The sequence below is a fragment of the Desulfococcus sp. genome (genome assembly GCF_041737845.1).
Lineage (GTDB): Bacteria > Desulfobacterota > Desulfobacteria > Desulfobacterales > Desulfococcaceae > Desulfococcus.
In genome coordinates this window covers 1-20,522 of record NZ_JBGSQX010000019.1, presented here as the reverse complement: position 1 = coordinate 20,522, position 20,522 = coordinate 1, and the positions used below count along the sequence as shown (strand labels likewise).

General features: G+C 61.3%; 16 protein-coding genes and 1 tRNA gene. 10 read left to right on the top strand and 7 right to left on the bottom strand.

Features of this window, described 5'->3' with window-relative positions; translation table 11 throughout:
• The 3 genes from ACEW8N_RS02640 to ACEW8N_RS02630 form a co-directional block, all read right to left on the bottom strand.
• Window positions 1-302: hypothetical protein (locus ACEW8N_RS02640; RefSeq protein ID WP_373498243.1), on the bottom strand; the 302-nt coding region annotated here is incomplete at its 3' end.
• An 11-nt stretch (window positions 303-313) separates the two neighbouring features.
• Window positions 314-1,801, bottom strand: a complete 1,488-nt coding sequence (locus ACEW8N_RS02635) for a dynamin family protein (protein WP_373498242.1) — start codon at window positions 1,799-1,801, stop codon at window positions 314-316.
• A gap of 180 nt (window positions 1,802-1,981) precedes the next feature.
• Window positions 1,982-3,523, bottom strand: coding sequence for a PAS domain S-box protein (locus tag ACEW8N_RS02630; protein ID WP_373498241.1), 1,542 nt, complete (start codon window positions 3,521-3,523; stop codon window positions 1,982-1,984).
• A gap of 393 nt (window positions 3,524-3,916) precedes the next feature.
• Between ACEW8N_RS02630 and murJ the strand changes: the two genes are divergently transcribed.
• A complete protein-coding gene (gene murJ / locus ACEW8N_RS02625; RefSeq protein ID WP_373498240.1) occupies window positions 3,917-5,533 on the top strand; it encodes a murein biosynthesis integral membrane protein MurJ in 1,617 nt (538 codons plus the stop codon).
• Between the two features lie 37 nt (window positions 5,534-5,570).
• Here murJ and ACEW8N_RS02620 read toward each other — a convergent pair whose 3' ends face one another.
• The 3 genes from ACEW8N_RS02620 to ACEW8N_RS02610 all read right to left on the bottom strand — a co-directional run bounded on the left by ACEW8N_RS02620 (window position 5,571) and on the right by ACEW8N_RS02610 (window position 9,891).
• The gene (locus ACEW8N_RS02620) at window positions 5,571-7,757 is read right to left on the bottom strand and encodes an acetate--CoA ligase family protein (protein ID WP_373498239.1); all 2,187 of its coding nucleotides are present in this window, start codon (window positions 7,755-7,757) and stop codon (window positions 5,571-5,573) included.
• Window positions 7,758-8,144: 387 nt separating this feature from the next.
• Window positions 8,145-8,936 carry an SDR family NAD(P)-dependent oxidoreductase gene (locus ACEW8N_RS02615; RefSeq protein ID WP_373498238.1) on the bottom strand — a complete coding sequence of 264 codons (792 nt, stop codon included), beginning with the start codon at window positions 8,934-8,936 and terminating at the stop codon, window positions 8,145-8,147.
• A gap of 46 nt (window positions 8,937-8,982) precedes the next feature.
• Window positions 8,983-9,891, bottom strand: a complete 909-nt coding sequence (locus tag ACEW8N_RS02610; protein WP_373498237.1) for a substrate-binding domain-containing protein — start codon at window positions 9,889-9,891, stop codon at window positions 8,983-8,985.
• Window positions 9,892-10,128: 237 nt separating this feature from the next.
• Here ACEW8N_RS02610 and ACEW8N_RS02605 point away from each other — a divergent pair, with 237 nt between their 5' ends.
• The 5 genes from ACEW8N_RS02605 to ACEW8N_RS02585 all read left to right on the top strand — a co-directional run bounded on the left by ACEW8N_RS02605 (window position 10,129) and on the right by ACEW8N_RS02585 (window position 15,769).
• Window positions 10,129-11,739, top strand: a complete 1,611-nt coding sequence (locus ACEW8N_RS02605; protein ID WP_373498236.1) for an ABC transporter substrate-binding protein — start codon at window positions 10,129-10,131, stop codon at window positions 11,737-11,739.
• A 90-nt stretch (window positions 11,740-11,829) separates the two neighbouring features.
• A complete protein-coding gene (locus ACEW8N_RS02600) occupies window positions 11,830-12,837 on the top strand; it encodes an ABC transporter permease (protein ID WP_373498235.1) in 1,008 nt (335 codons plus the stop codon).
• Window positions 12,834-13,745, top strand: a complete 912-nt coding sequence (locus tag ACEW8N_RS02595) for an ABC transporter permease (protein ID WP_373498234.1) — start codon at window positions 12,834-12,836, stop codon at window positions 13,743-13,745. Before ACEW8N_RS02600 ends, ACEW8N_RS02595 begins: the two co-directional genes overlap by 4 nt.
• Before the next feature lie 30 nt (window positions 13,746-13,775).
• Window positions 13,776-14,750, top strand: a complete 975-nt coding sequence (locus ACEW8N_RS02590) for an ABC transporter ATP-binding protein (RefSeq protein ID WP_373498233.1) — start codon at window positions 13,776-13,778, stop codon at window positions 14,748-14,750.
• Window positions 14,750-15,769 (top strand): ABC transporter ATP-binding protein, encoded by a 1,020-nt coding sequence (locus ACEW8N_RS02585; RefSeq protein WP_373498232.1) that lies wholly within the window; start codon window positions 14,750-14,752, stop codon window positions 15,767-15,769. The genes ACEW8N_RS02590 and ACEW8N_RS02585 overlap by 1 nt, the downstream gene beginning before the upstream one ends.
• Here ACEW8N_RS02585 and ACEW8N_RS02580 read toward each other — a convergent pair.
• Window positions 15,763-16,269, bottom strand: a complete 507-nt coding sequence (locus tag ACEW8N_RS02580) for an HNH endonuclease (protein WP_373498231.1) — start codon at window positions 16,267-16,269, stop codon at window positions 15,763-15,765. The two genes, ACEW8N_RS02585 and ACEW8N_RS02580, sit on opposite strands and share 7 nt — an antisense overlap.
• Window positions 16,270-16,533: 264 nt before the next feature.
• Here ACEW8N_RS02580 and trpS point away from each other — a divergent pair, with 264 nt between their 5' ends.
• The 4 genes from trpS (at window position 16,534) to ACEW8N_RS02560 (ending at window position 19,033) form a co-directional block, all read left to right on the top strand.
• Entirely contained in the window at window positions 16,534-17,520 is a 987-nt protein-coding gene (gene trpS, locus ACEW8N_RS02575; RefSeq protein ID WP_373498230.1) for a tryptophan--tRNA ligase, read from the top strand.
• Between the two features lie 51 nt (window positions 17,521-17,571).
• Window positions 17,572-18,288: a ScpA family protein gene (locus ACEW8N_RS02570; protein WP_373498229.1), complete on the top strand. Its 717-nt coding sequence runs from the start codon at window positions 17,572-17,574 to the stop codon at window positions 18,286-18,288.
• On the top strand, window positions 18,285-18,917 hold the full coding sequence (gene scpB / locus ACEW8N_RS02565; protein WP_373498228.1) for an SMC-Scp complex subunit ScpB: 633 nt from the start codon (window positions 18,285-18,287) through the stop codon (window positions 18,915-18,917). The genes ACEW8N_RS02570 and scpB overlap by 4 nt, the downstream gene beginning before the upstream one ends.
• Window positions 18,918-18,958: 41 nt before the next feature.
• Window positions 18,959-19,033 (top strand) — tRNA-Val (locus tag ACEW8N_RS02560).
• The last annotated feature ends 1,489 nt before the right edge of the window (window positions 19,034-20,522 follow it).

Genomic DNA, 20,522 nt, shown 5'->3' with positions numbered 1-20,522 from the left:
CCGTCCCGGCCTGCGGCGAACACGCGGGCGGGGCCGCTGCCCCAGACGGCCGCAAGGTCCCTGTCCGTGCCGCTCGCCAGGGTCCGCCACGCGGAACCGTCAAAGTGCAGGATCCTGCCGGCGTCGCCCACCGCGAAAACCCCCTCGGGGGAATGGCCCCAGACGGCCCTCAGGATGAAGGCCCGGGACGGTACGGCCGTTTCCCATATCCCGGTTTCAGCCCGGGAGAGGCCGGCGGACAGCGACAGCAGGGCCAGCACGGCAGAAACGACGTTCAGGTTCTTGCGCCACAACACCATCATCGGGAGGCTCCTTAGAGATTGTATCGGTAGTCCTGGAAGTAGTCATCCACCAGCCCGACGGGTCTGGCGACCTCGTTGATGGACAGGATCGGGATCTCGAATTCGGCGTCTTCGTCATCCGACAGGGCGGCCACCTCGCTCATGGCTTCCCGGATCTCCTGGGAGGCCCGGGCCGTCCTTTTCCGGAGGGAGGAGAGGTCCCGTTTCAGGTCGAAGAGGGAGTATCCGCCCTTCTCTTTCACCAGGTGCTTCCGAACAATCTCCCGGACCGCTTCCCAGGAATCCTTCCGGGTCTGGTCCTCCACATCCGTCAGGGCGTCGACATTCTCGACAATGTGCCGGTGAAACGCCTCCTCCCGGCGCTTCTGAACGTAGCCCATCCAGAAGAGCATGAAGGCAAGGGCCCCGGCGCCGGCCGCCGTGCCCATGAGGATCGGGTTGAGCAGTCCGACCATCATCACGAAGAGCGCCGTCACGCCGCCGAAAAAGATGCCGGCCAGACTGCCGGTCAGGATCTTCCGCAGGCGGAATTGACGCCGCTTTTCCCGATAGGTCGAGAGCGCCTCCAGGTAATGGATGAGGCGCTCCCCCTGGATCTCGACGAAGCTGGCCAGATGGTCAAGCTGCCTTCGGGGGGTGTCGAGGATGGAGCGCTTCAGGTCCTCGCGCTGGTTTTCTAGTAGAGGCAGGTATTCGGCCTTCCGGTAGGCGGCGGCCCCGCCGACCTTGGGGGCCGCATTGGGCGAATAGGTCAGCCGGATCTTCGGGATGTCCTTGCGCCCGGTGATCTGGGACAGATTCCAGCAGAGCGTCCCGTAGACCCGCAGCAGGTCGCTGAAGGAGCTGCACTCGTCGATACGGTTGAGGACGAAGATGATGCGGTCCTCGAAGGTGGCGGACGACAGCGTGTCCCGAATGCTCTTGTAGGCCTCGCGGACCGTTCCCGCCTTGTGGGCGTCAAAGAGGACAAGGACCAGCCCCGCCTTCCGGGCCAGATCGCCGATGACCTCCTGGTAGTCGTAGCCGCGGTCCCGCTCGGTGATGCTGTCGAGCATGCCGGGGGTATCGATGAGGGCCAGGTCTTTGAGGAAGGGGGAATTGGATTTTTTGAGCCTGAAATGGGCGGCAAAGCGCTGCCCCTGCTTCTTGAGGGTGGAGAAGGGGTATTCCGGGTCGTTGAGGAGCACCTTGCCGTCCCTCTCCTCCGTCACCCGGATTTTCGGGTCGTCGGAAACGGCCTCGTCGTAGGTGATCACCGTGAAGGAATCGTCCGTGGGGGCCTGGCCGGTGTCCTGGATCTCCGCCCCCAGGAATTCGTTGATGAGCGAGGATTTGCCCGAGGAATAATTGCCGATGATAAGCACCATCGGCCGCCACTTGATGTCCGCCTCCAGGGGGACCTCGCTGAATCCGTATTTCACGGCGGGCGGCGTCAGGTGGTTCGCGACGGTTTCCACGATCTCATCGCGAAGCACGTTGATGTAATTTTCACGGTGCATGATCTCTCCAGGGCTGGGGTGACGGCGAATCCGGCTCCCGCGCCGGTTCATTTTCGGATGCCGGGCGAATCATCATGAAGTTTACGGAAAATTATAGAAAAATGGATGGGATGTAAAGAATAAAGCGCGCGAGGGACGGCGCCCCGGTGAGGTCCGGACGCCCCGTTCACCCCCTTTTGCTTACGCGTCGGCCTTGCTCCCTCTTTGGTAAATGACGCCGCCGGATCCGTCCGAGACTTTTTTGAATTTCCAGTAGTGATTTCTGATTTCCTCAAACCTCGCCATGATATCCCTGCAGGCCAGCAGGGATTCGTTGTTGAAATAGACGATCTCCTCAAAAAAATAGCGAATTCCTTCAATAAGCTCTTCAGGGTTGTGTTCTTTTTCAGGATCCTGCAACCGATCAATGTCCATGCGAATGTCACCCAGGAAGTTGCCGATGGCGTTGATCCCCATCATGATGATGCTAAGGGGCGACGCGAGATCATCGGCAAAACACCCGGCAAGCATTCCGATGGCCTCAAGCTCCCTGTGCTTTACCGATTCGGTGACATTGTGCACGATACCCTGGTAGGAATCCACTTTCCCCGTCCCGTCCTTTCTGGCAATCACGTGGACGTCGACCTCGATGGTTTCCCCCCTGGTATTCCTGAGCATCACCCTGCTGCGGGTCGTTTCTCCTTTTTCCGCCATTTCCTGGATCAGCGCCTGCCTTACGCTCGGATTGACATGAAACTCGTTCATGTTTCGAGCAAAAGCCTCCTCCTTGCTCGCGAGACCGAGCAGCTCAAGGCCGGCGTCGTTGATATCAATAAATCTGCCGTCGGGCTTGAGGATGCAGATCATATCCTTGGACATTTCAAATATTTTTCGATACTTGTTCTCGCTTACCGTCAGCTCGTCAATCGCCTGTTTTTCCGTGGTGATGTCCTCGATAATGTGATTGACCCTTCTGACTTTTCCTGTGTCAAGGTACTCCACCCGCCCATAATCCAGGACCCATCGGACCTCATTGCTCGGGCTGATCACCCGGTAGGTGATTTCCCCGATGCCTTCTTCGCGAAGGTTGTTGTAATGACGAATGACCCGCTCTCTGTCTTCTTCATGAATAAAATCGAAGAGGCTCCGTTTTTTGGTGAGAAAATCCTCCTTCGGCACCCCGAACAAGCCTTCAGCGGCGGGATTGATTTCAACCAGGTGCCGGTCATAGAAGGCGGCATCCCGATCCACCGCCCGATCGGCCTCTTCGCCGTAGGAAAATGAAATCACCACATGGCGCATGGAATCAATGATGCTTCTGAGTCGGGTATGAAGCCTTTGGGTTTCAAGGCTTTTTTTCCTTCGTTCCGTAATATCGGCGAGGGCGCAGAGAATGGCATTTTTTCCGCCGAAGCGGATAACGCTCGCCTTCATCTCCACCATTCGTCCGGGGTCGGCGTCCAGTTCGAATTCGATCCTGTGCGCCTCCCCGGATCGCCTTCCAACGCTGTCAATGCATTGGCTCACTGTTTGGTTGCAGTTCAAGGAAACCCACTGCATAAAGGGACTCCCCGTGATTTCCGAAACGTCCTTTCCAACCAGATGCGCAAAGGCAGGGTTGACAAACACGATCTCCCCGTCTTGCAGAATGATCACGCCCTCGTTGATAACGGAAACAATGGCCCTGTAGTCGATTAAGCCATCAACGCAACCGTGGGCGTTTCCCTCCTGATCGTGCGGCATGGACTTCCTCCGATGGGATAAAGAAATAAAAAGAGATAAAAGGTCCCACAGGAGCAGCGTTTCCCGTGGAAGACCAAATTGTGGAGCGAAAACGGCGCCCGGGCCGGGCCGTTTCCGGATACCGGGTGAACCTTCGTTAATATAAAGAAAAAATAATAGAAAAATGGCTGGGATGTAAAGAATAAACCTCGCTTCCGGCGGAGAACCCGGTGAAGCCCGTCCCCCCGTCCCCGTCCTGCGGGTCCGGCTCTCGATCACCCAGGCCGGGCGGAGGCCCATTTTATCTTGGCCTGGATCGGTTTCCGTGTGCTATGGTGGGGTCCGCTGAAACCGGGGGACGGCCCTCCGGCTGGAGCAGCTCCCGCAACAACGCGAAACCGGGCGGCAAACGGCATGACATCCTATCGGAAGGTCGGCATCGCATCCCTCATCATGATGGCCTCGGTGCTGTTGAGCCGGGTGATCGGGCTGGCGCGGGAGATGGTCATCGCCTATGCGGGGGGGGCCGGGGGCGAGGTCGACGCCTACCAGGTGGCCTTCGTCATTCCGGAAATCCTGAATCACCTGCTCGCCAGCGGATTTCTCTCCGTGACCTTCATCCCCATCTTCGCGAGGTACCTCGCGGAGGACCGGGAGGATGAGGGATGGCGGGTCTTTTCCGTGATTTTCACCGGCTTCGGCAGCCTTCTCATCTTTTTCATCATCGGGGCCATGATCCTGGCGCCTCAGCTCATCGACCTGATTGCGCCGGGACTGGAAGACCCCGTCCTCAAGGCCAGGGCCGTCCGCATGACCCGGATCGTCATGCCGGCCCAGTTCTTCTTTTTTTCCGGGGGTCTGTTCATGGCGGTCCAGTTCGCGAAAGAACGCTTCGCCGTTCCGGCCCTGGCCCCCCTCGTCTACAACCTGGGCATCATCGCCGGAGGCATCCTGCTCGGCCCATGGATCGGGATGGAAGGGTTTTCCTGGGGCGCGCTCATCGGCGCCATTGCGGGCAACTGCGCCCTCCAGTTCCATGGCGCAAGGAGGGCCGGGATGATCATGAGGCTCCGGTTCGATCTCCGGCATCCGGACCTCCGGACCTATGTCCTCGTCTCGCTGCCGCTCATGGTGGGGCTCACCATGAGCTTTTCGACCGAATTTTTTCTCAAATACTTCGGGTCGTACCTCCCTGCAGGCAGCATCGCCGCCCTCACCTACGACCTCAGGATCATGTTCGTGCTGGTCGGCTTATTCGGCCAGGCGGTGGGAACGGCCTCTTTCCCTTACATGGCCCGCCTGGCCGCCGAAAACCGGCTGCCGGAGATGAACCGGCTCCTCAACACCACCCTGAAATACCTCGCGGTCGTCGTGCCTTTTTCCGTGCTGGTCATGGTTCTCCGAAACGAGATCGTGATGCTCCTCTTCCAGAGGGGCCGTTTCGACGCGGCCGCGACGGCCCTCACGGCACGCCTGCTCCTGTTCCTGATGGCGGGCACCGTGGCCTTCTCGGCCCAGTCCGTCATCGTCCGGGCCTATTTCGCCGTCCGGAACACCCTGTTCCCATCGGTGTTCTGTTCGGCGGGTGCCCTCCTCAGCATCCCCCTCTACTGGTACAATATGAGGCTCTGGGGCGCCTCAGGCATTGCCGCAGCCATCGCCGTTTCGGTGATTTTTCAGGCATGGCTTCTCTATGCCCTGTGGAACCGCCGCGGGAAGAACGCCGAAAGCGCCGGGGTGTACCGCCATTACCTCAAGATCGCCGCTGCGAGCGCCGTCATCGGGGCCGGCCTCGAAGCGCTTCGGCGCTGGCTCGCCTCCGGCATCGACGCCCGGATGCCCCTGGGGGCGCTTACACTCTCGGCTTTGGTCGGATTGGCCTTCATGGGCCTTCTCTTCGGGGCCGGCCGGCTCTTCAGAATCCGCGAGATCGACGACATCCTGGAAAAAATCCTGGGCCGCGTCCGCGCCGGGCTGATGTGGGTCCTGGCGTTTCTCTTTCCTCCTGCGGGGAAAAACAGGAACGGATAGGGGGCGGCACCCCGCCCCCCGCTTTTTGCCGCCAGGCCTACTTTTTCGGCCGTTCGAGCATGATCCTGCCGTCGGCCACCACGCACCCCCCGCCCTCGGGATAAACGATGAGCGGGTTGATATCCAGCTCGCGGATCTCGGGGTGATCGGCCGCGAGCTGGGAGAGCTTCATGATGCACCGCTTGAGGGCGTCCACGTCCGACGGCGGGTTCCCGCGGACCCCCTCGAGGATTCGGTAACTCCTGATCTGCCGGATCATGTTCTCGGCGCTCAGCTCCCACATGGGGGCGAGCCGGAAGGTCACGTCCTTCATCACCTCCACGAAGACCCCGCCCAGGCCGAACATGCAGATGGGGCCGAAGGCCGGGTCCCTTGTCGCGCCCAGGATGACCTCGATCCCCTTTCCCGCCATCTCCACCAGGAAGACGCCCTCGATCCGGGCATCCGCCTTGTACCTTCGGGCATTTTCGAGGATCTCGTCATAGGCGCGTTTCACCGCGTCGGCGGTGGCGAGGTTGACCTTCACGCCGCCGGCATCGGATTTGTGGATGATGTCGGGAGACACGATCTTCATCACCGCAGGCAGGCCGACCGCCGCGATGGCGCCGTCAATCTCCGCGGGGCTGCGGATCATGCGGTGCCGGGGAACGGGGAGGCCGTAGGCCGCAAAGATCTCGTAGGCCTCCGCCTCGGGCATATATGCCTTTTCCCCACCGCCCAGTTTCCGGTTGATGAGATCGGCCACCCGGGCCGTATCGCAGGGCAGACGGGTGATCTCCCGCCGCTGGTCCCTTGTGGCGAGTCGCTCGCCGAACCGGACCATGGCGGCCATGGACCGGGCGGCGGCCTCGGGGAACACATAGTTGGGGATGCCGTGGGACTGGAGGTATTCGATCCCCTCGGAAACGTCCACCATGCCCATGAAGGAGGCCAGAATCGGCTTGTTGACATCGGCCGCCACCCGGGGGACGATCTCGGCCGTCTCCAGGATGTCGGTCATGGCCTGGGGCGTGAGAATGACGATGGCGCCGTCCACGCCGTCGTCCATCATCACGCTTCGGATGGCCGCTTCATACCGCTCGTGGGTGGCGTCCCCGATGACGTCCACCGGGTTGCCCAGGCTGGCTGTGGGCGGCAGGCTCTCCTTGAGCTGGGCCCGGGTTTGGTCGGAGAGGGTGGCTAAGGTAAGCCCGTGGCGGACGGCCGCATCGGTGGTCATGATTCCCGGACCGCCGGCGTTGGTGATGATGGCCACCCGGTTCCCCCGGGGCAGGGGCTGCTTGGAGAAGGCTTCGGCGTAATTGAACAGCTCGTTGATGCCCTCCACCCGCTGGATGCCGCTCTGGTAGAAGATGGCGTCATAGGTGGCGTCCGATCCGGCCAGAGACCCGGTATGGGACGCCGCCGCCCTGGCCCCTTCCTTTGACCGCCCCGATTTCACCACAAGGATCGGCTTACCGGCGTGGTAGGTGATCTCCTTGCCGATCTCCATGAAGGCATGGCCGTCCGAGATGTCTTCAAGGTACATCAGGATCAGGTGGGTGTCCGGGTCGTCCTTGAGGTATCTCAGGAAATCGATTTCGTTGATATCGGCCTTATTCCCGAAACTGATGAATTTGGAAAAGCCGACATTCCGGCCGGCGGCGTAATCGAGCACCGAGGTGCAGAGCGCCCCCGACTGGGAGATGAAGGCGATATTGCCGGCTTTGGGCATGATCCTCGCGAAACTGGCGTTCATGCGGATCTCCGGATGGGTATTGATGATCCCCAGGCAGTTGGGGCCGATGATGCGGATGCCGGTCTCCCGCACGGTATCCTTCAGCCGGTTCTCCAGGGCCGCTCCGTGTCCGCCGATCTCCTTGAATCCCGCGCTGATGACAAGGCACCCCGTCACGCCCCGGGCCGCGGCCGTCCGGACGACCCCGGGCACCTGCTCGGCCCCGATGATGAGCACCGCCAGATCCACGGGGTCCGGGACCTCCTCCAGGGCGGGGTAGGCCTTGACCCCCTGAATCGATTTGTCCTTGGGATGGACCGGATACAAGACCCCCTTGTAGGCGGCCCCGAGCAGGTTCTTGAAGGCGGCGAGGCCGACGCTGCCCGGGCGGTTGCTGGCGCCGACCACGGCGATGGATCGGGCGTTGATGATGGGGTCTACGGCGCTTTTCTGGAAGGCGCCCGCGATGTTCTTTTCTCCTCTGCCATATGGATCTCCAGTGTACATATTCATCTCCGTTGTTAAAGGTTGTCTGCTTCTGTTGGCTATCATGGCATGTTCCAATCTGGCCTCAAGAATTAGCAAACCCTGTGCCACGGGAATGAGATCTCAATTTTTATAAATATATTCAAATGGATAAAAATTGTTGCGCCCTCCGTTCCCGGAGGGCGGCCGCGGATTGGTGATCCGGGATGTCAGTTTTTTTTTCGATGTGACAACATTCGCAGGGATCGGGTCCCACCCGTGCATTGATCCATATCATGACCATGCGAATGAATGGTCTTCGTAGGGGCAGGCCCCTGTGCCTGCCCTCGGAGGGCACCCACGGGGGGGTGCCCCTACGGATTTTACCGTATCAGGAACATGCGGACGACGATGCCGTCATCGCCGGTTTCAGGAAAGGGATTGTCCGAAAAAGGCGAGGGCCGGGGCCGCCACGCGCGGGTCGTCGTACTCGACGAAACGGCCGCTCAGGGACGGAGGGGCGTGGAGCGCGAGCCATGCCGCGGAGCGGGCGGGCACCCAGGGGGGTTCCAGCCCGCCTTCCTCCTTGAGCTTGGTGAAATAGGAGGCTCTTTCAGGGTCCATGGCCGACGGCCCCTCCCGGCGGATCAGGGCCTGCATCTCGGTATCGATGACGCCCGGCCGGAGGGCGACGGCGATGATCCGGGGTTCCTCGACGGCCACGACCGCCGTGAGGTGGGTGAGGGCCGCCTTGGCGGCGCAGTAGGCGCTCCAGGCCCCGATGGGCTTGACGGCGGCTCCGCTGCTGATATTGACCACCCGGCCGCCGGCGGCCCGGAGCGCCGGAATAGCGGCCCGGATCAGAAAATAAGGTCCCAGCAGGTTGACGGCGATGTTCCGGCCCCATGCCTCGGGGTCCGACCGTTCGATGGACATGACCGGCGGGAGGACGCCCGCGTTGTTGACCAGGCCGTCCAGCCGCCCGAACCGGCCCAGGGTCTTTTCGACCGCCCGGTCGCAGGCCTCGCGGCCGGAGACATCCGCCGGGAGCGTCAGGGCTTCGCTGCCCGAGGCCGCCACCGACCGGGCGACATCGGCCAAAGCCGCCTCCGACCGGGCCACGAGGGCCACCCGAACACCGGCCCTGCCCAGCCAGCGGGCGATGTCGGCCCCCAGCCCCCTGGAGGCCCCGGTCACGAGAATCACAGGTGTATCATTCATCCCTTCCGCCCCTTTCCTCCGCCTTTCCGCGGAACGCCTTCGGCCGTTATTCCACGGGGAAGACCATCTTGCCGGCCATGCCCACATCATAGCCCTCGATCTCCCTTGCAAGGGCCAGGAACGGGGCTTCATGGAGCATCCCGATGAAGAGCTGCACCCCCTGCTCGAAAAACCGCTCCCGGGTCATCAACAGATCGTAGCGCTCCCAGCGCAGGGGGATGAAATCCAGGTCGAGGAGGTTGGCCACCGGGCGGATGCACGGCGCCGCGTCCGCCCTTCCCGTCAGGATCTCAATGCCCACGTCGATATGCTTGGGGATCTCCCGGTGATATCCCTCGATCTCATCGCCGCGGATTCCCGCGGCCGCAAGGGCCCGATCGAACAGGAGTCGGGTGCCGGTGTTGAGAGGCCGGTTGACCATGCGAATGCCGGGTCTCGCGAAATCGGCCACCGAGGCGATGCCCCTGGGATTGCCTTTCTGCACCAGGATGCCCTGTTCCCGGCGGCAGAAATTGATGACCGCGGGCATCCGCTCGAGCTCCCTGCTGGCGAAGCCGAAATTGTAATCCGCCTCATCCTCCTGAAGCAGGTGGCTCGACGCCATGTGGCAGAGGTCCTTTCGGAGGGCCCGGAGCCCGCCCATGCTGCCCAGGTTCCCGAACACGGCCACATGCTCCGAGTGGGTCTGGTTGAAGAGGGTGATCGCCTTCTCCAAAAGGGGATCGTTGCTCCCGGCGATGATCAGGAGGCCGTGGTAGGGCGGCAGGTGGGTCGACGGCTCCGGATAGTTGATGGTGTTGGCTTCGATCCACTGTTCGACCAGGTGTTTCGGAAACAGCCATTTGCCCGTGATCTTGGTGGCCGGCAGGCTTTTTTCCGAGATCAGGGAATAGACCATTTTTTCGTTGATATCGAGAAATGTTGCGACCTCTCTCGTTGACAGAAGCTCTTTCATGGCGGTTTTCCTGGGCGTTGGTTACTGCGGATCTGGGTTACGGGGTGATGGACAGGGTTCATTATAGACGCTTCTCATTCCCTGTCAACCCGATCCTGAGAGACGGGCCGAGGGAATATTTTACTTCAGAAAACGGCAGTATGCCGCAACTATTTTTGACATTATGCCCTTTTTCTGCTATCTGACCGATATGGTTTGCTATATTCACATCAACCGATACATCGAGAAGGAGGGAATATGCTAAAAAAAGCGTCATGGTGGGCCGCGGCCCTGGTGTTACTCACGGCGGTGGTCGCAATGGCCGCCGGTCCCAAGGTCGGCGGAACGCTCATCTTCGGACGCGGCGGCGACTCCGCCGGTCTGGATCCCGCGTTTGAAACCGACGGCAATTCGTTCATGATCTGCGACAACGTCTTCGATCAGCTCGTGCTCTACGCCGACGAATCGACGGAGCTTGTCCCGGGCCTGGCCACCTCCTGGGATGTCGCCGAGGACGGCCTCACCTACACCTTCCATCTGCGCAAGGGGGTCAAGTTCCACGACGGCACCGACATGAACGCCGACGCGGTGGTTTTTTCCATCGGACGGATGATGAAGGAGAAGAAGGTCAAGTTCGTCGGCCCGCCGCCCGCGTTTCCCGAGAAGCAGCCACCGGCCGAGTACTGGCTCAGCATGGAGATGGACAACACCATCGACAGCATCGAGGCTGTGGACAACGACACGGTCGTCTTCAAGCTGAAGCGGCGCGAGGCCCCGTTTTTGGCCAACATGGCCATGGATTTCGCCGCCGTCGTCAGCCCCGCCGCCGTCACGAAGTTCGGGGAGGACTTCCGGAGCAACCCTGTCGGCACCGGGCCGTTCAAGTTCGTAAAATGGATCAAGGACGACCGGATCATCCTCGAGGCCAACGCCGACTACTGGGGCGGCCGCCCCTATCTGGATCAGGCCATCTTCCGCGTGATTCCGGACAACTCGGTCCGTTTCCTGGAACTCAAGACCGGCAACATCTCCATCTGCGAGTCCCCCAACCCGGAGGACATCGCCCTGGCCAAAAAAGACCCCAACCTGAAGCTGGTCTCCCAGCCCGGCATGAACATCGGCTACGTCAGCTTCAACCACACCAAGCCCCTCTGGCAGGACAAGCGGATCCGCAAGGCCATCGCCCTGGCCGTCAACAAGAAGGCCATCGTCGACAACATCTACTACGGCCTGGGCCAGACGGCCAAGAACACCATTCCGCCGACCATGTGGGGATACAACGACGACATCATCGACCATCCCTATGATCCCGAAGCCGCCAAAAAGCTCCTCCAGGAAGCTGATTTCGAAGGCAAGCTCAAGGCGGCCGGCCAGACCCGGATCACCCTCTGGAGCATGCCGGTTCCGCGGCCCTACAACCCCAACGGCATGAAGGTCGGCGAAGCCATGCAGGCGGACCTCAAAAAGATCGGGATCGACGTGGAACTCGTCACCTTCGAGTGGGGGACCTACCTCAAGAAGCAGCGGGATCAGCCCCTCGAGATGGACCTCTTCCAGCTCGGATGGACCGGCGACAACGGCGATCCGGACAACTTCCTCGCGGTGCTCCTGGACGGCATGGCCGATCCCAACGTCCGGACCCAGTGGAAGAACGAGGATTACCACAACACCATCCTGAAGGCCAAGCAGGCCAACTCCAAGGACGAGCGGATCCAGCTCTACCGCCATGCCCAGGAGCTGATCAACGACGAGGTGCCCCTGATCAACGTGGCCCACTCCGTAGTGGTCTCTCCGAACCTCAAAAAGGTCCAGGACTTCAAGCTTCACCCCACCGCGAGCATCCGGCTCCAGCGGGTGTGGATGGAATAACCGCATGACTGCCGCATGACGGCCGGGGGAGACGCCGTCCGCCGGCGCTCTCCCCTGATGCCGGCCCCGGGCGGGGTGTGAGGAGAAGCCTTGTCACGATTTATCCTTCACCGGTTTGTATCGTTGATTCCCACGCTGCTGGGCATCTCGGTCCTCGTCTTTTTCATGATCCACCTCATTCCGGGCGACCCCGCGGAGATGATGCTGGGGGAGCGGGCCTCGGAGCATTCCCTCAGGCAGGTGCGGGAGGAGCTGGGCCTGGATAAGCCTCTTTACGTCCAGTACGGGCTTTTCATGTCCCGCCTCCTCCGGGGCGACCTGGGCCGCGCCCTCAAGACCAACGAAAAAATCACCACGGAGATCGCCCTCCGCTTCCCCGCCACCATCGAACTGTCCATTGCGGCCATGATCATCGCCACCGTTTTCGGCATGACGGCCGGCATCATCTCCGCCACGCGGCAGTATTCCATTTTCGATTACGCCAGCATGGTCTTCTCCCTCGTCGGGGTCTCCATGCCCATTTTCTGGCTCGGCCTGGTCCTCATGATCGTCTTCTCCCTCAACCTGGGCTGGCTGCCCCTGTCGGGACGTCTCAGCTACGACGTCAGCCTGGAGACCGTCACCCGAATCTATCTCCTGGACAGCGTCCTGACCAGCAACTGGCCGGCCTTTAAGGATGCCCTCTGGCACCTCGTCATGCCCGCCTTCACCCTCTCCACCATCCCCATGGCCATCATCGCCCGAATCACCCGGTCCAGCATGCTCGAGGTGCTCCGGCAGGACTATATCCGGACCGCGCGGGCCAAGGGCCTGGCGCCCCGGGCCGTCTACCTGAAGCACGGCCTCAAGAACGCCCTCATCCCCGTGATCACCGTCATCGGCCTCCAGTTCGGGATTTTGATGGGCGGGGCGATCCTGACCGAGACCATCTTCGCCTGGCCGGGCATCGGCAAATGGATCCTGGATGCGGTCTATGCCAGGGATTTCCACGCGGTTCAGGGGGGGACCATGCTGGTGGCCGCCACCTTCGTGCTGATCAACATGCTGGTGGACATTCTCTATGCCTGGGTAAACCCCCGGATCAAGGTGAGCGGATGAACACGATCCCAGCCCCCCCGAAAAACGACATCCCGGATGCGGAAAAATCCCGCGGCCCCCTGATCGAGGCCCTGCTGAGGCTCCGTAAAAACAGGATCGCCGTGGCCGGCGTCGTCATCATCGCCTTCTTCCTGGCCATGGCCTTCTTCTCCCGGTGGATCGCCCCCCACGACCCCCTGGCCCAGTCCCTCTACGACAAGCTGAAGCCCCCGGTCTGGGACGAGGACGGCTCCTGGACCTACCCCCTGGGCACCGACGACTTCGGCCGGGACCTCTTGAGCCGCATCATCTACGGCTCGCGCATTTCCATGATGGTGGGCGTCACGGCCGTCTCCATCGCACTTTTCTTCGGCACCCTGGCGGGGTCCGTCGCCGGCTTCTACGGCGGCAAGGTCGACAACCTCATCATGCGGACGATGGACATCCTCCTGGCCTTTCCCTCGATCCTCCTGGCCATCGTCATCGTGGCCTTTCTGGGCCCCAGCCTGAGGAACGCCATGATCGCCATCGGGATCGTGAGCATCCCGCGCTACGCCCGGATCGTCCGGGGATCGGTACTGGAGGAGTATTCCAAGGATTACGTCCAGGCGGCCCGTGCCCTGGGCGCCGGGGACGGGCGGCTCATCTTCGTCCACATCCTCCCCAACTGCCTGGCGCCCCTCATCGTCCAGACCACCCTGGGATTTGCCTCGGCCATCCTCGAAGCCGCGGCCCTGAGCTTCCTGGGCCTGGGGGCCCAGCCGCCGACCCCCGAATGGGGGGCCATGCTGGCCAACGGGCGCGCCCTCATCCTCCGGGCCTGGTGGGCGGTCACCTTTCCCGGCCTGATGATCCTGTTTGCCGTCCTGGGGTTCAATCTCCTGGGGGACGGCCTGAGAGATGCGCTGGATCCCCGGCTTCGGGAATAGATCCCCCCGGAACGCGTTTAAGGAAAGCCCATGCCAGAACCCTTGCTTGAAGTGAACGGCCTCAAGACCTACTTTTTTACGGACCGCGGCCAGGCCCGGGCGGTGGACGACGTGAGCTTCACCCTCTTTCCCGGCCGGACCCTGGCCGTGGTGGGAGAATCCGGGTGCGGCAAGAGCGTCACCGCCCTGTCGGTCATGCGGCTCATCCCCGACCCGCCCGGTCGGATCACGGCCGGCGAGATCCGGTTCGACGGCACCGACCTCCTGACCCTCTCCGAACGCCAGATGCGCCGGATCCGGGGCAATCAGATCTCCATGATCTTCCAGGAGCCCATGACCTCCCTCAACCCGGTGTTCCGCGTGAAGGAGCAGATCACCGAGGTGCTGCGGCTCCACCAGCGGCTGTCCAAAGGGGCGGCCCTGGACCGGGCCGTCGACCTGCTTCACCAGGTGGGCATTCCCTCGCCCGAGCGCCGGGTGAACGACTACCCCCACCAGATGAGCGGCGGCATGCGCCAGCGGGTCATGATCGCCATGGCCCTGGCCTGCAGCCCCCGCCTCATCATCGCCGACGAGCCCACCACGGCCCTGGACGTGACCATCCAGGCCCAGATCCTGGAACTCATGGACGCCCTGCGGCGGAAGACCGGGACCGCCATCCTCCTCATCACCCACGACCTCGCGGTGGTGGCTGAAACCGCCGAGCACGTGGTGGTGATGTACGCAGGAAGGATCGTGGAGGAGGCCGACGTCAAGGCCTTGTTCAACCGCCCCCTGCACCCCTACACCCAGGGACTCATGCGCTCCATCCCCGGGGTGACGGCATCGGACCGGGCCCGCCTCGAGGCCATCCCCGGCGTGGTGCCGAACCTCCTTTCCCTTCCCCGGGGCTGCAAGTTCAACGATCGGTGCACCCGGGCATTCGACCGGTGCTTCGACGCCGAGCCGGGCCTGATCCGGACCGACGGGCATTCGGTGCGCTGCTGGCTGTACGAGGAGGCGTGATGGAAAAGACGAACGGGCGGATCGAACCATCGGCGGGCCGGGAAAACCTGGTGACCCTGCGGGGCATTCAAAAATACTATCCCGTCTCCGGCGTCGCCGGCAAACGCGGCCTCGTGAAGGCCGTGGACGGCATCGACCTCGACATCCGCAGGGGCGAAACCCTGGGCCTGGTGGGGGAGAGCGGGTGCGGGAAATCGACCCTGGGCCGGGCCATTTTGCGCCTGGAGGAGCCGACGGCGGGGGAGATCCGCTATGACGGCCGGGACATCCTGGCCCTGAGCCGGAAGGAGCTCCGGCCCCTCCGGCAGAGGATGCAGATCATCTTCCAGGACCCCTACTCGTCCCTCAACCCGCGCATGACGGTGGGCCGGATCATCGCCGAGGCCCTCGTCATCCACGGCGTGGGAAGCGCGGCCGACCGGCTCGAACGGGTGCGGGAGATCATGAAGGTCGTGGGGCTCCGGCCCGAGGCCATCAACCGGTACCCCCACGAATTCAGCGGCGGGCAGCGCCAGCGCATCGGCATCGGCCGGGCTTTGGCCCTCCAGCCGGAGCTGATCATCTGCGACGAGCCGGTCTCGGCCCTGGACGTCTCCATCCAGGCACAGGTCATCAACCTCCTCATGGACCTCCAGGAGCAGTTCCATCTGACCTATCTTTTCGTCTCCCACGACCTCTCGGTGGTGCGCCACATCAGCGACCGGGTGGCCGTCATGTACCTCGGCCGGCTCGTGGAACTGCAGCCCAAGGCGGACCTCTACGAGCACCCTCTCCATCCCTACACCCAGGCCCTGCTCGCGGCCGCGCCGGTGCCCGACGTCAACACGGTCCGGGAGAAAAAAGGTTTGGCCGGGGACCCCCCCAGCCCCCTGTCGCCTCCCGAAGGGTGCCACTTCCACCCCCGGTGCCCCCATGTCATGGACCGCTGCCGGAAAGAGGTCCCGGCCTTCCGCGAACACCTTCCGGGGCGGTGGGTCCGCTGCTTTCTGTACGAGGACGGCGGGACCGTCGGTCAATAGATGCCCAGGTCCGCCAGGATCCCGTCCATCCCCATTTTGACGGCCTTCAAGCGGAGAAACTCCGATATGGTGGGCTGGGACGGCCGGACCAGGAGCATCATATTGGCCTCCCGGGGGGTCCTGGAGCCCTTTTGGCAGTTGCACGCCCGGCACGATGCCACGCAATTGTCGAAGTCGTTCCCCCCGCCCCGGGACCGGGGGATGATGTGATCGATGGTGAGCCGCCCCTCGTGGCACCCGCAATACGCGCACCGGTGGCCGTCACGGATGAGGACATTCCGCTTGCTGAAGGGGACCCTGGCCCGGTAGAGGCTCCGGATCAGCTTGATCAGCTTCAGGACGGCCGGGATTTTCATGACGATCCCTTCGGCCGTCCGGACGGTCTTTTTCGACCAGGCCAGGATCTGGACCTTCCCCTTGGCGATCAGGCACATCGCCCGCTTCCAGTCCACCACATTGAGAAACGAATAATCATGGTTGAGCAGAACGCAGGACATCATCTCTCCCTCTCTCGACAACGGTTATTCCATGCATCGATCCATACCGGACGCATGTTAGAAAATGATTCGCCATCGAACTGCCGTTCCGAAAAACCGCCGATTGCATCGGCCACGGGCAGATTACCCCAAATTCATGCACGGGGCAACGTCTCTTTAAAGAGGGACTCCTGCGGTTCCAACAGGATTGCTTTTTAGTGGGGAATTATATATGTAGGGTCCGAACATCGAGCCAATCCGAACAGAAATTCAGGAGAAACGATTCACATGGCAGACAAAAAACGGATATTGAGCGGCATGCGGCCCACGGGTCCCCTCCACCTGGGAAACCTGCACGGCGCGCTGCAGAACTGGATCGACATGCAGGACCGGTACGACTGCTTCTTTTTCATCGCCGACTGGCACGCGCTCACCAGCAACTACGAGCATACGGAGAACATATCGGAGTACGTGAAACAGATGATGATCGACTGGCTCTCCGCCGGGCTCTCCCCGGAAAAGAGCACCCTCTTCGTCCAGTCCCACATCAAGGAGCACGCGGAACTCTTCCTGCTCCTCTCCATGATCACGCCGGTGCCGTGGCTGGAGCGCAACCCCACCTATAAAGACCAGATCGTTCAGCTTGCGAGCAAGGATCTTTCGACCTTCGGGTTCCTGGGATATCCGGTGCTCCAGGCCGCGGACATCATCATCTACAAAGCCGACGGCGTTCCCGTGGGCGTCGACCAGGTGCCCCACGTGGAGATCACCCGGGAGATCGCCCGGCGCTTCAATTACCTGTACGGCGACACCTTCCCCGAACCCCAGGCCATCCTGACCGAGACTCCGAAGATCCTGGGATGGGACCGGCGCAAGATGAGCAAGAGCTACGACAACGCCATCTACCTCTCCGATTCCCCCGAGGAGATCCTGGAGAAGGTCTCCAAGATGATCACGGACCCGGCCCGCAAGCTCAAAAGCGACCCCGGAAACCCGGACATCTGCAACGTGTTCGATTTCCACAAGCTCTACAGCCCCCAGCCTCTCGTGGAGGAGATCAACCAGCAGTGCCGGAGTGCCGGGATCGGATGCGTGGCCTGCAAGAAGAAGATGGCCAACAACCTCATCGCCTTCCTTGCGCCCATCCGGGAAAAGCGGGCCTATTACGAAAGCCGGCCGGAGATCGTGGCCGAGCTGATCGTCACCGGCAGCAGCAAAGCCCGCGAGGAGGCCCAGAGGACCATGGAAGACGTCCGGGCCGCCATCCGGATCTGATGCCGGGGCCGGGCGGCCGCAGCGTCCGCCCGGCAACCCGCCTGCCTCGCCATGTCCGACAGCCGATATGAAGTCAGGGTCGAGAACATCTTCGAGGGCCCCATGGACCTCCTGGTCTACCTGATCCACAAGAACGAGGTGGACATCTACGACATCCCCATCGCCATGATCACCGAGCAGTATCTCGGATATATCGACTGGATGGAGCGCATGAACGTCGATGTCGCGGGCGACTTCCTTCTCATGGCCGCGACCCTCACCCAGATCAAATCGCGGATGCTGCTTCCGACGCACGAGATCGACGGAGAGGATCCGGAGGACCCGCGCCTCGAGATCACCCGCCCCTTGCTCGAATACCTCCGCATGAAATCGGCGGCGGAAGAGATCGCGCTCCGGCCGGTGCTGGGCGAGGACACCTTCGTCCGGCCGAAGGGCGCGGAGGAGATCCGGCCCGACCCCGAGGGCGGGTTCATCCAGGTCAGCCTGTTTGAACTCATCGACGCATTTCAGCGGATCATCGAAAACCTGCCCGGAAAGCACGCGGTCGAGTTGGACGCGGAGCGGTTCTCCATCCAGGACAAGATCGCCCACATCATCGAGGTGCTCGAGGAAAAGGGCTCGGTGACCTTCCACGAACTCTTTTCACGGGACGCCGGCAAGGAGGAGCTGATCGCCACCTTCCTCGCCCTCCTGGAGATGGGCAGGCTGGGGCTGGTGCGCATTGCCCAGCACTGCCAGAACGGCATCATCAGGCTCTTTTACCAGTGACCGAAGCGATCGCCCATATCATCGAAAGCCTGCTCTTCGTCTCGGACACGCCCCTTTCCGTCAAGCGCCTGGCGGAGGTCCTCGAGACCGAGGATCTGGACGCCGTCCGGGGTGCCCTGAGGCGGCTTTCCGACGAATACGACCGCAGGCAGGGCGGCTTCTACCTTTCGGAGGTGGCGGGCGGGTATCAACTCCGGACCCGCCCCGAACACAAGGAATGGATCCGGCGGCTGCTCCAGAGCGGCCCTGCCCGCTTAAGCAAGGCCGCCATGGAGACCCTGGCCGTCATCGCCTATCGGCAGCCGGTGCTCCGGAGCGACGTCGAGCACATCCGGGGCGTCGACTGCGGCGGCGTCCTGCGGGTCCTCCTGGAGCGGAAGATCATCAAGATCCTGGGCCGGAAGGAGATGCCGGGCCGGCCCCTCCTCTACGGCACCACCCGGAAATTCCTGGAGATGTTCAACCTGCGGGACCTGAGGGACCTGCCCACCCCCAGGGAGCTTGCGAAGGATCACGCCGGCACCACCGATGCCGCCGCGCCCAATGACGGGACGGACGCGCCGGACGGCCCTCCGGAGACGGCCGCCGGTCAAGCCGCCGGAGACGCGCCGCCGGAAAAAAACACTTGACCTCACCGGGAGAAACCTTTATAGAAGGCCCATAACTTACCGGGCGATTAACTCAGCGGGAGAGTGCTACCTTCACACGGTAGAAGTCACTGGTTCAAATCCAGTATCGCCCACCATAGGAATAAAGGGTTTACGGCTTGTGCTGTAAGCCCTTTTTTTGTTTTCGTGCCCATTTGGTGCCCGGTGGCTAAAAAAGGACCTTTTCCAGCTTTGAAGCTGCGGATTGGTTGGTGGGATTCATGCGGCAGGCATATACTGCCCAAGGAGTCCGCCCGGCATTATACGCCCGAATACGTCAACGAGGAATCGATCAGAAAACTGAAGATTACCGACAGAATGCATGAATCGGCTATGTTTCCTGAATAATGTAAGAAAGCATGAGTTGAGATATCACAGATTTTCTTATTGTTTGGATATTCTCAATATATCTGCAACCTGTTTGTCTAATTTGAGCCACATACTCTCAGCGTTGGTATTGCTTCAGATTCCCTATAATACTTTCTCATCATTTTCAATGCGTTCCACAACGGTGCTAAATGGATTGATTTTTTGCAAAATTATGGTATGTACAAAATCTATGGTATATGGGTATAATCAGACACACAATAACAGGAGGGATAAACGAATGCGATTTTTGATCGTTGGCATATGCCTGACAATGATGGTGGCCGGGTGTACAAGCATGCAGTCTGGGGTTGCGACCGCTGACCGGCAGGACGTTTTGTATTCATGCAACTGCGGCCCCGAATGCAAATGCAACACGCTGAGCACGAAGGCCGGCAACTGTACTTGTGGAGAACCCCTCAAATGGGGGCATGTCCTCAAGGTTGAAGGCAGCGAAGCCATACTTTGTCAATGCGCTGAAGGTTGTGCGTGTGGCGGATTGGATGCGAAAGATCCAACCAAATGTGTCTGTGGAACTCCGGTCAAGAGGGTAGATATGGCAGGAACGGGCATTTACTATTGCAATTGCGGAGGATCATGCTATTGCAACACCGTCTCCGACAAGCCTGGAAACTGCAAGTGTGGTATGAAGCTGAAAAAAACCTAATTTGATTAACCAGTATGTTGCAGCGCACAGGGCAGAACGTAATGTCCTGCCTTTTTTTTGTTTTTAGAATCAGTTAACGTTCAAAGCAACATGGCTGGGGGATTTCCTACCCCGTAAGGATTATGAGCCTCACCCATACGGCAGGCGGTGTCACGTATAGCTCCAACAAATCTGTCTATAACCTGTGATATCCATATTAATGCAGCCTCTGAAGCGTACTGATCCAAAGCTTCAGTATTCTGGCGCCGGGATTTCTCAAGACTACCATGACTATTCATGACTCGAGATTTTCATCATCGCGGGCCATGGTTATCGAAAATGGCATGGAGCCTCTCGGCGCGCTCATATTGCGAGAAAACGTTATATCCATATGGCAGTACCAGCTTTGCGATATATATAGAAGGCAGTCCTGGTTAGGCAATCCACCCCGGCCGGCGGGCGCACCAGGCCGCCACGGTGTCCTGAAGCCCGTCGCCCAGCCCGGGGACGACGTAAAAGCGGGGCCGCAGCAGGTCGTCCGCCGGGTCGATCATCCCCTCAGCCGCGGCCCGGCG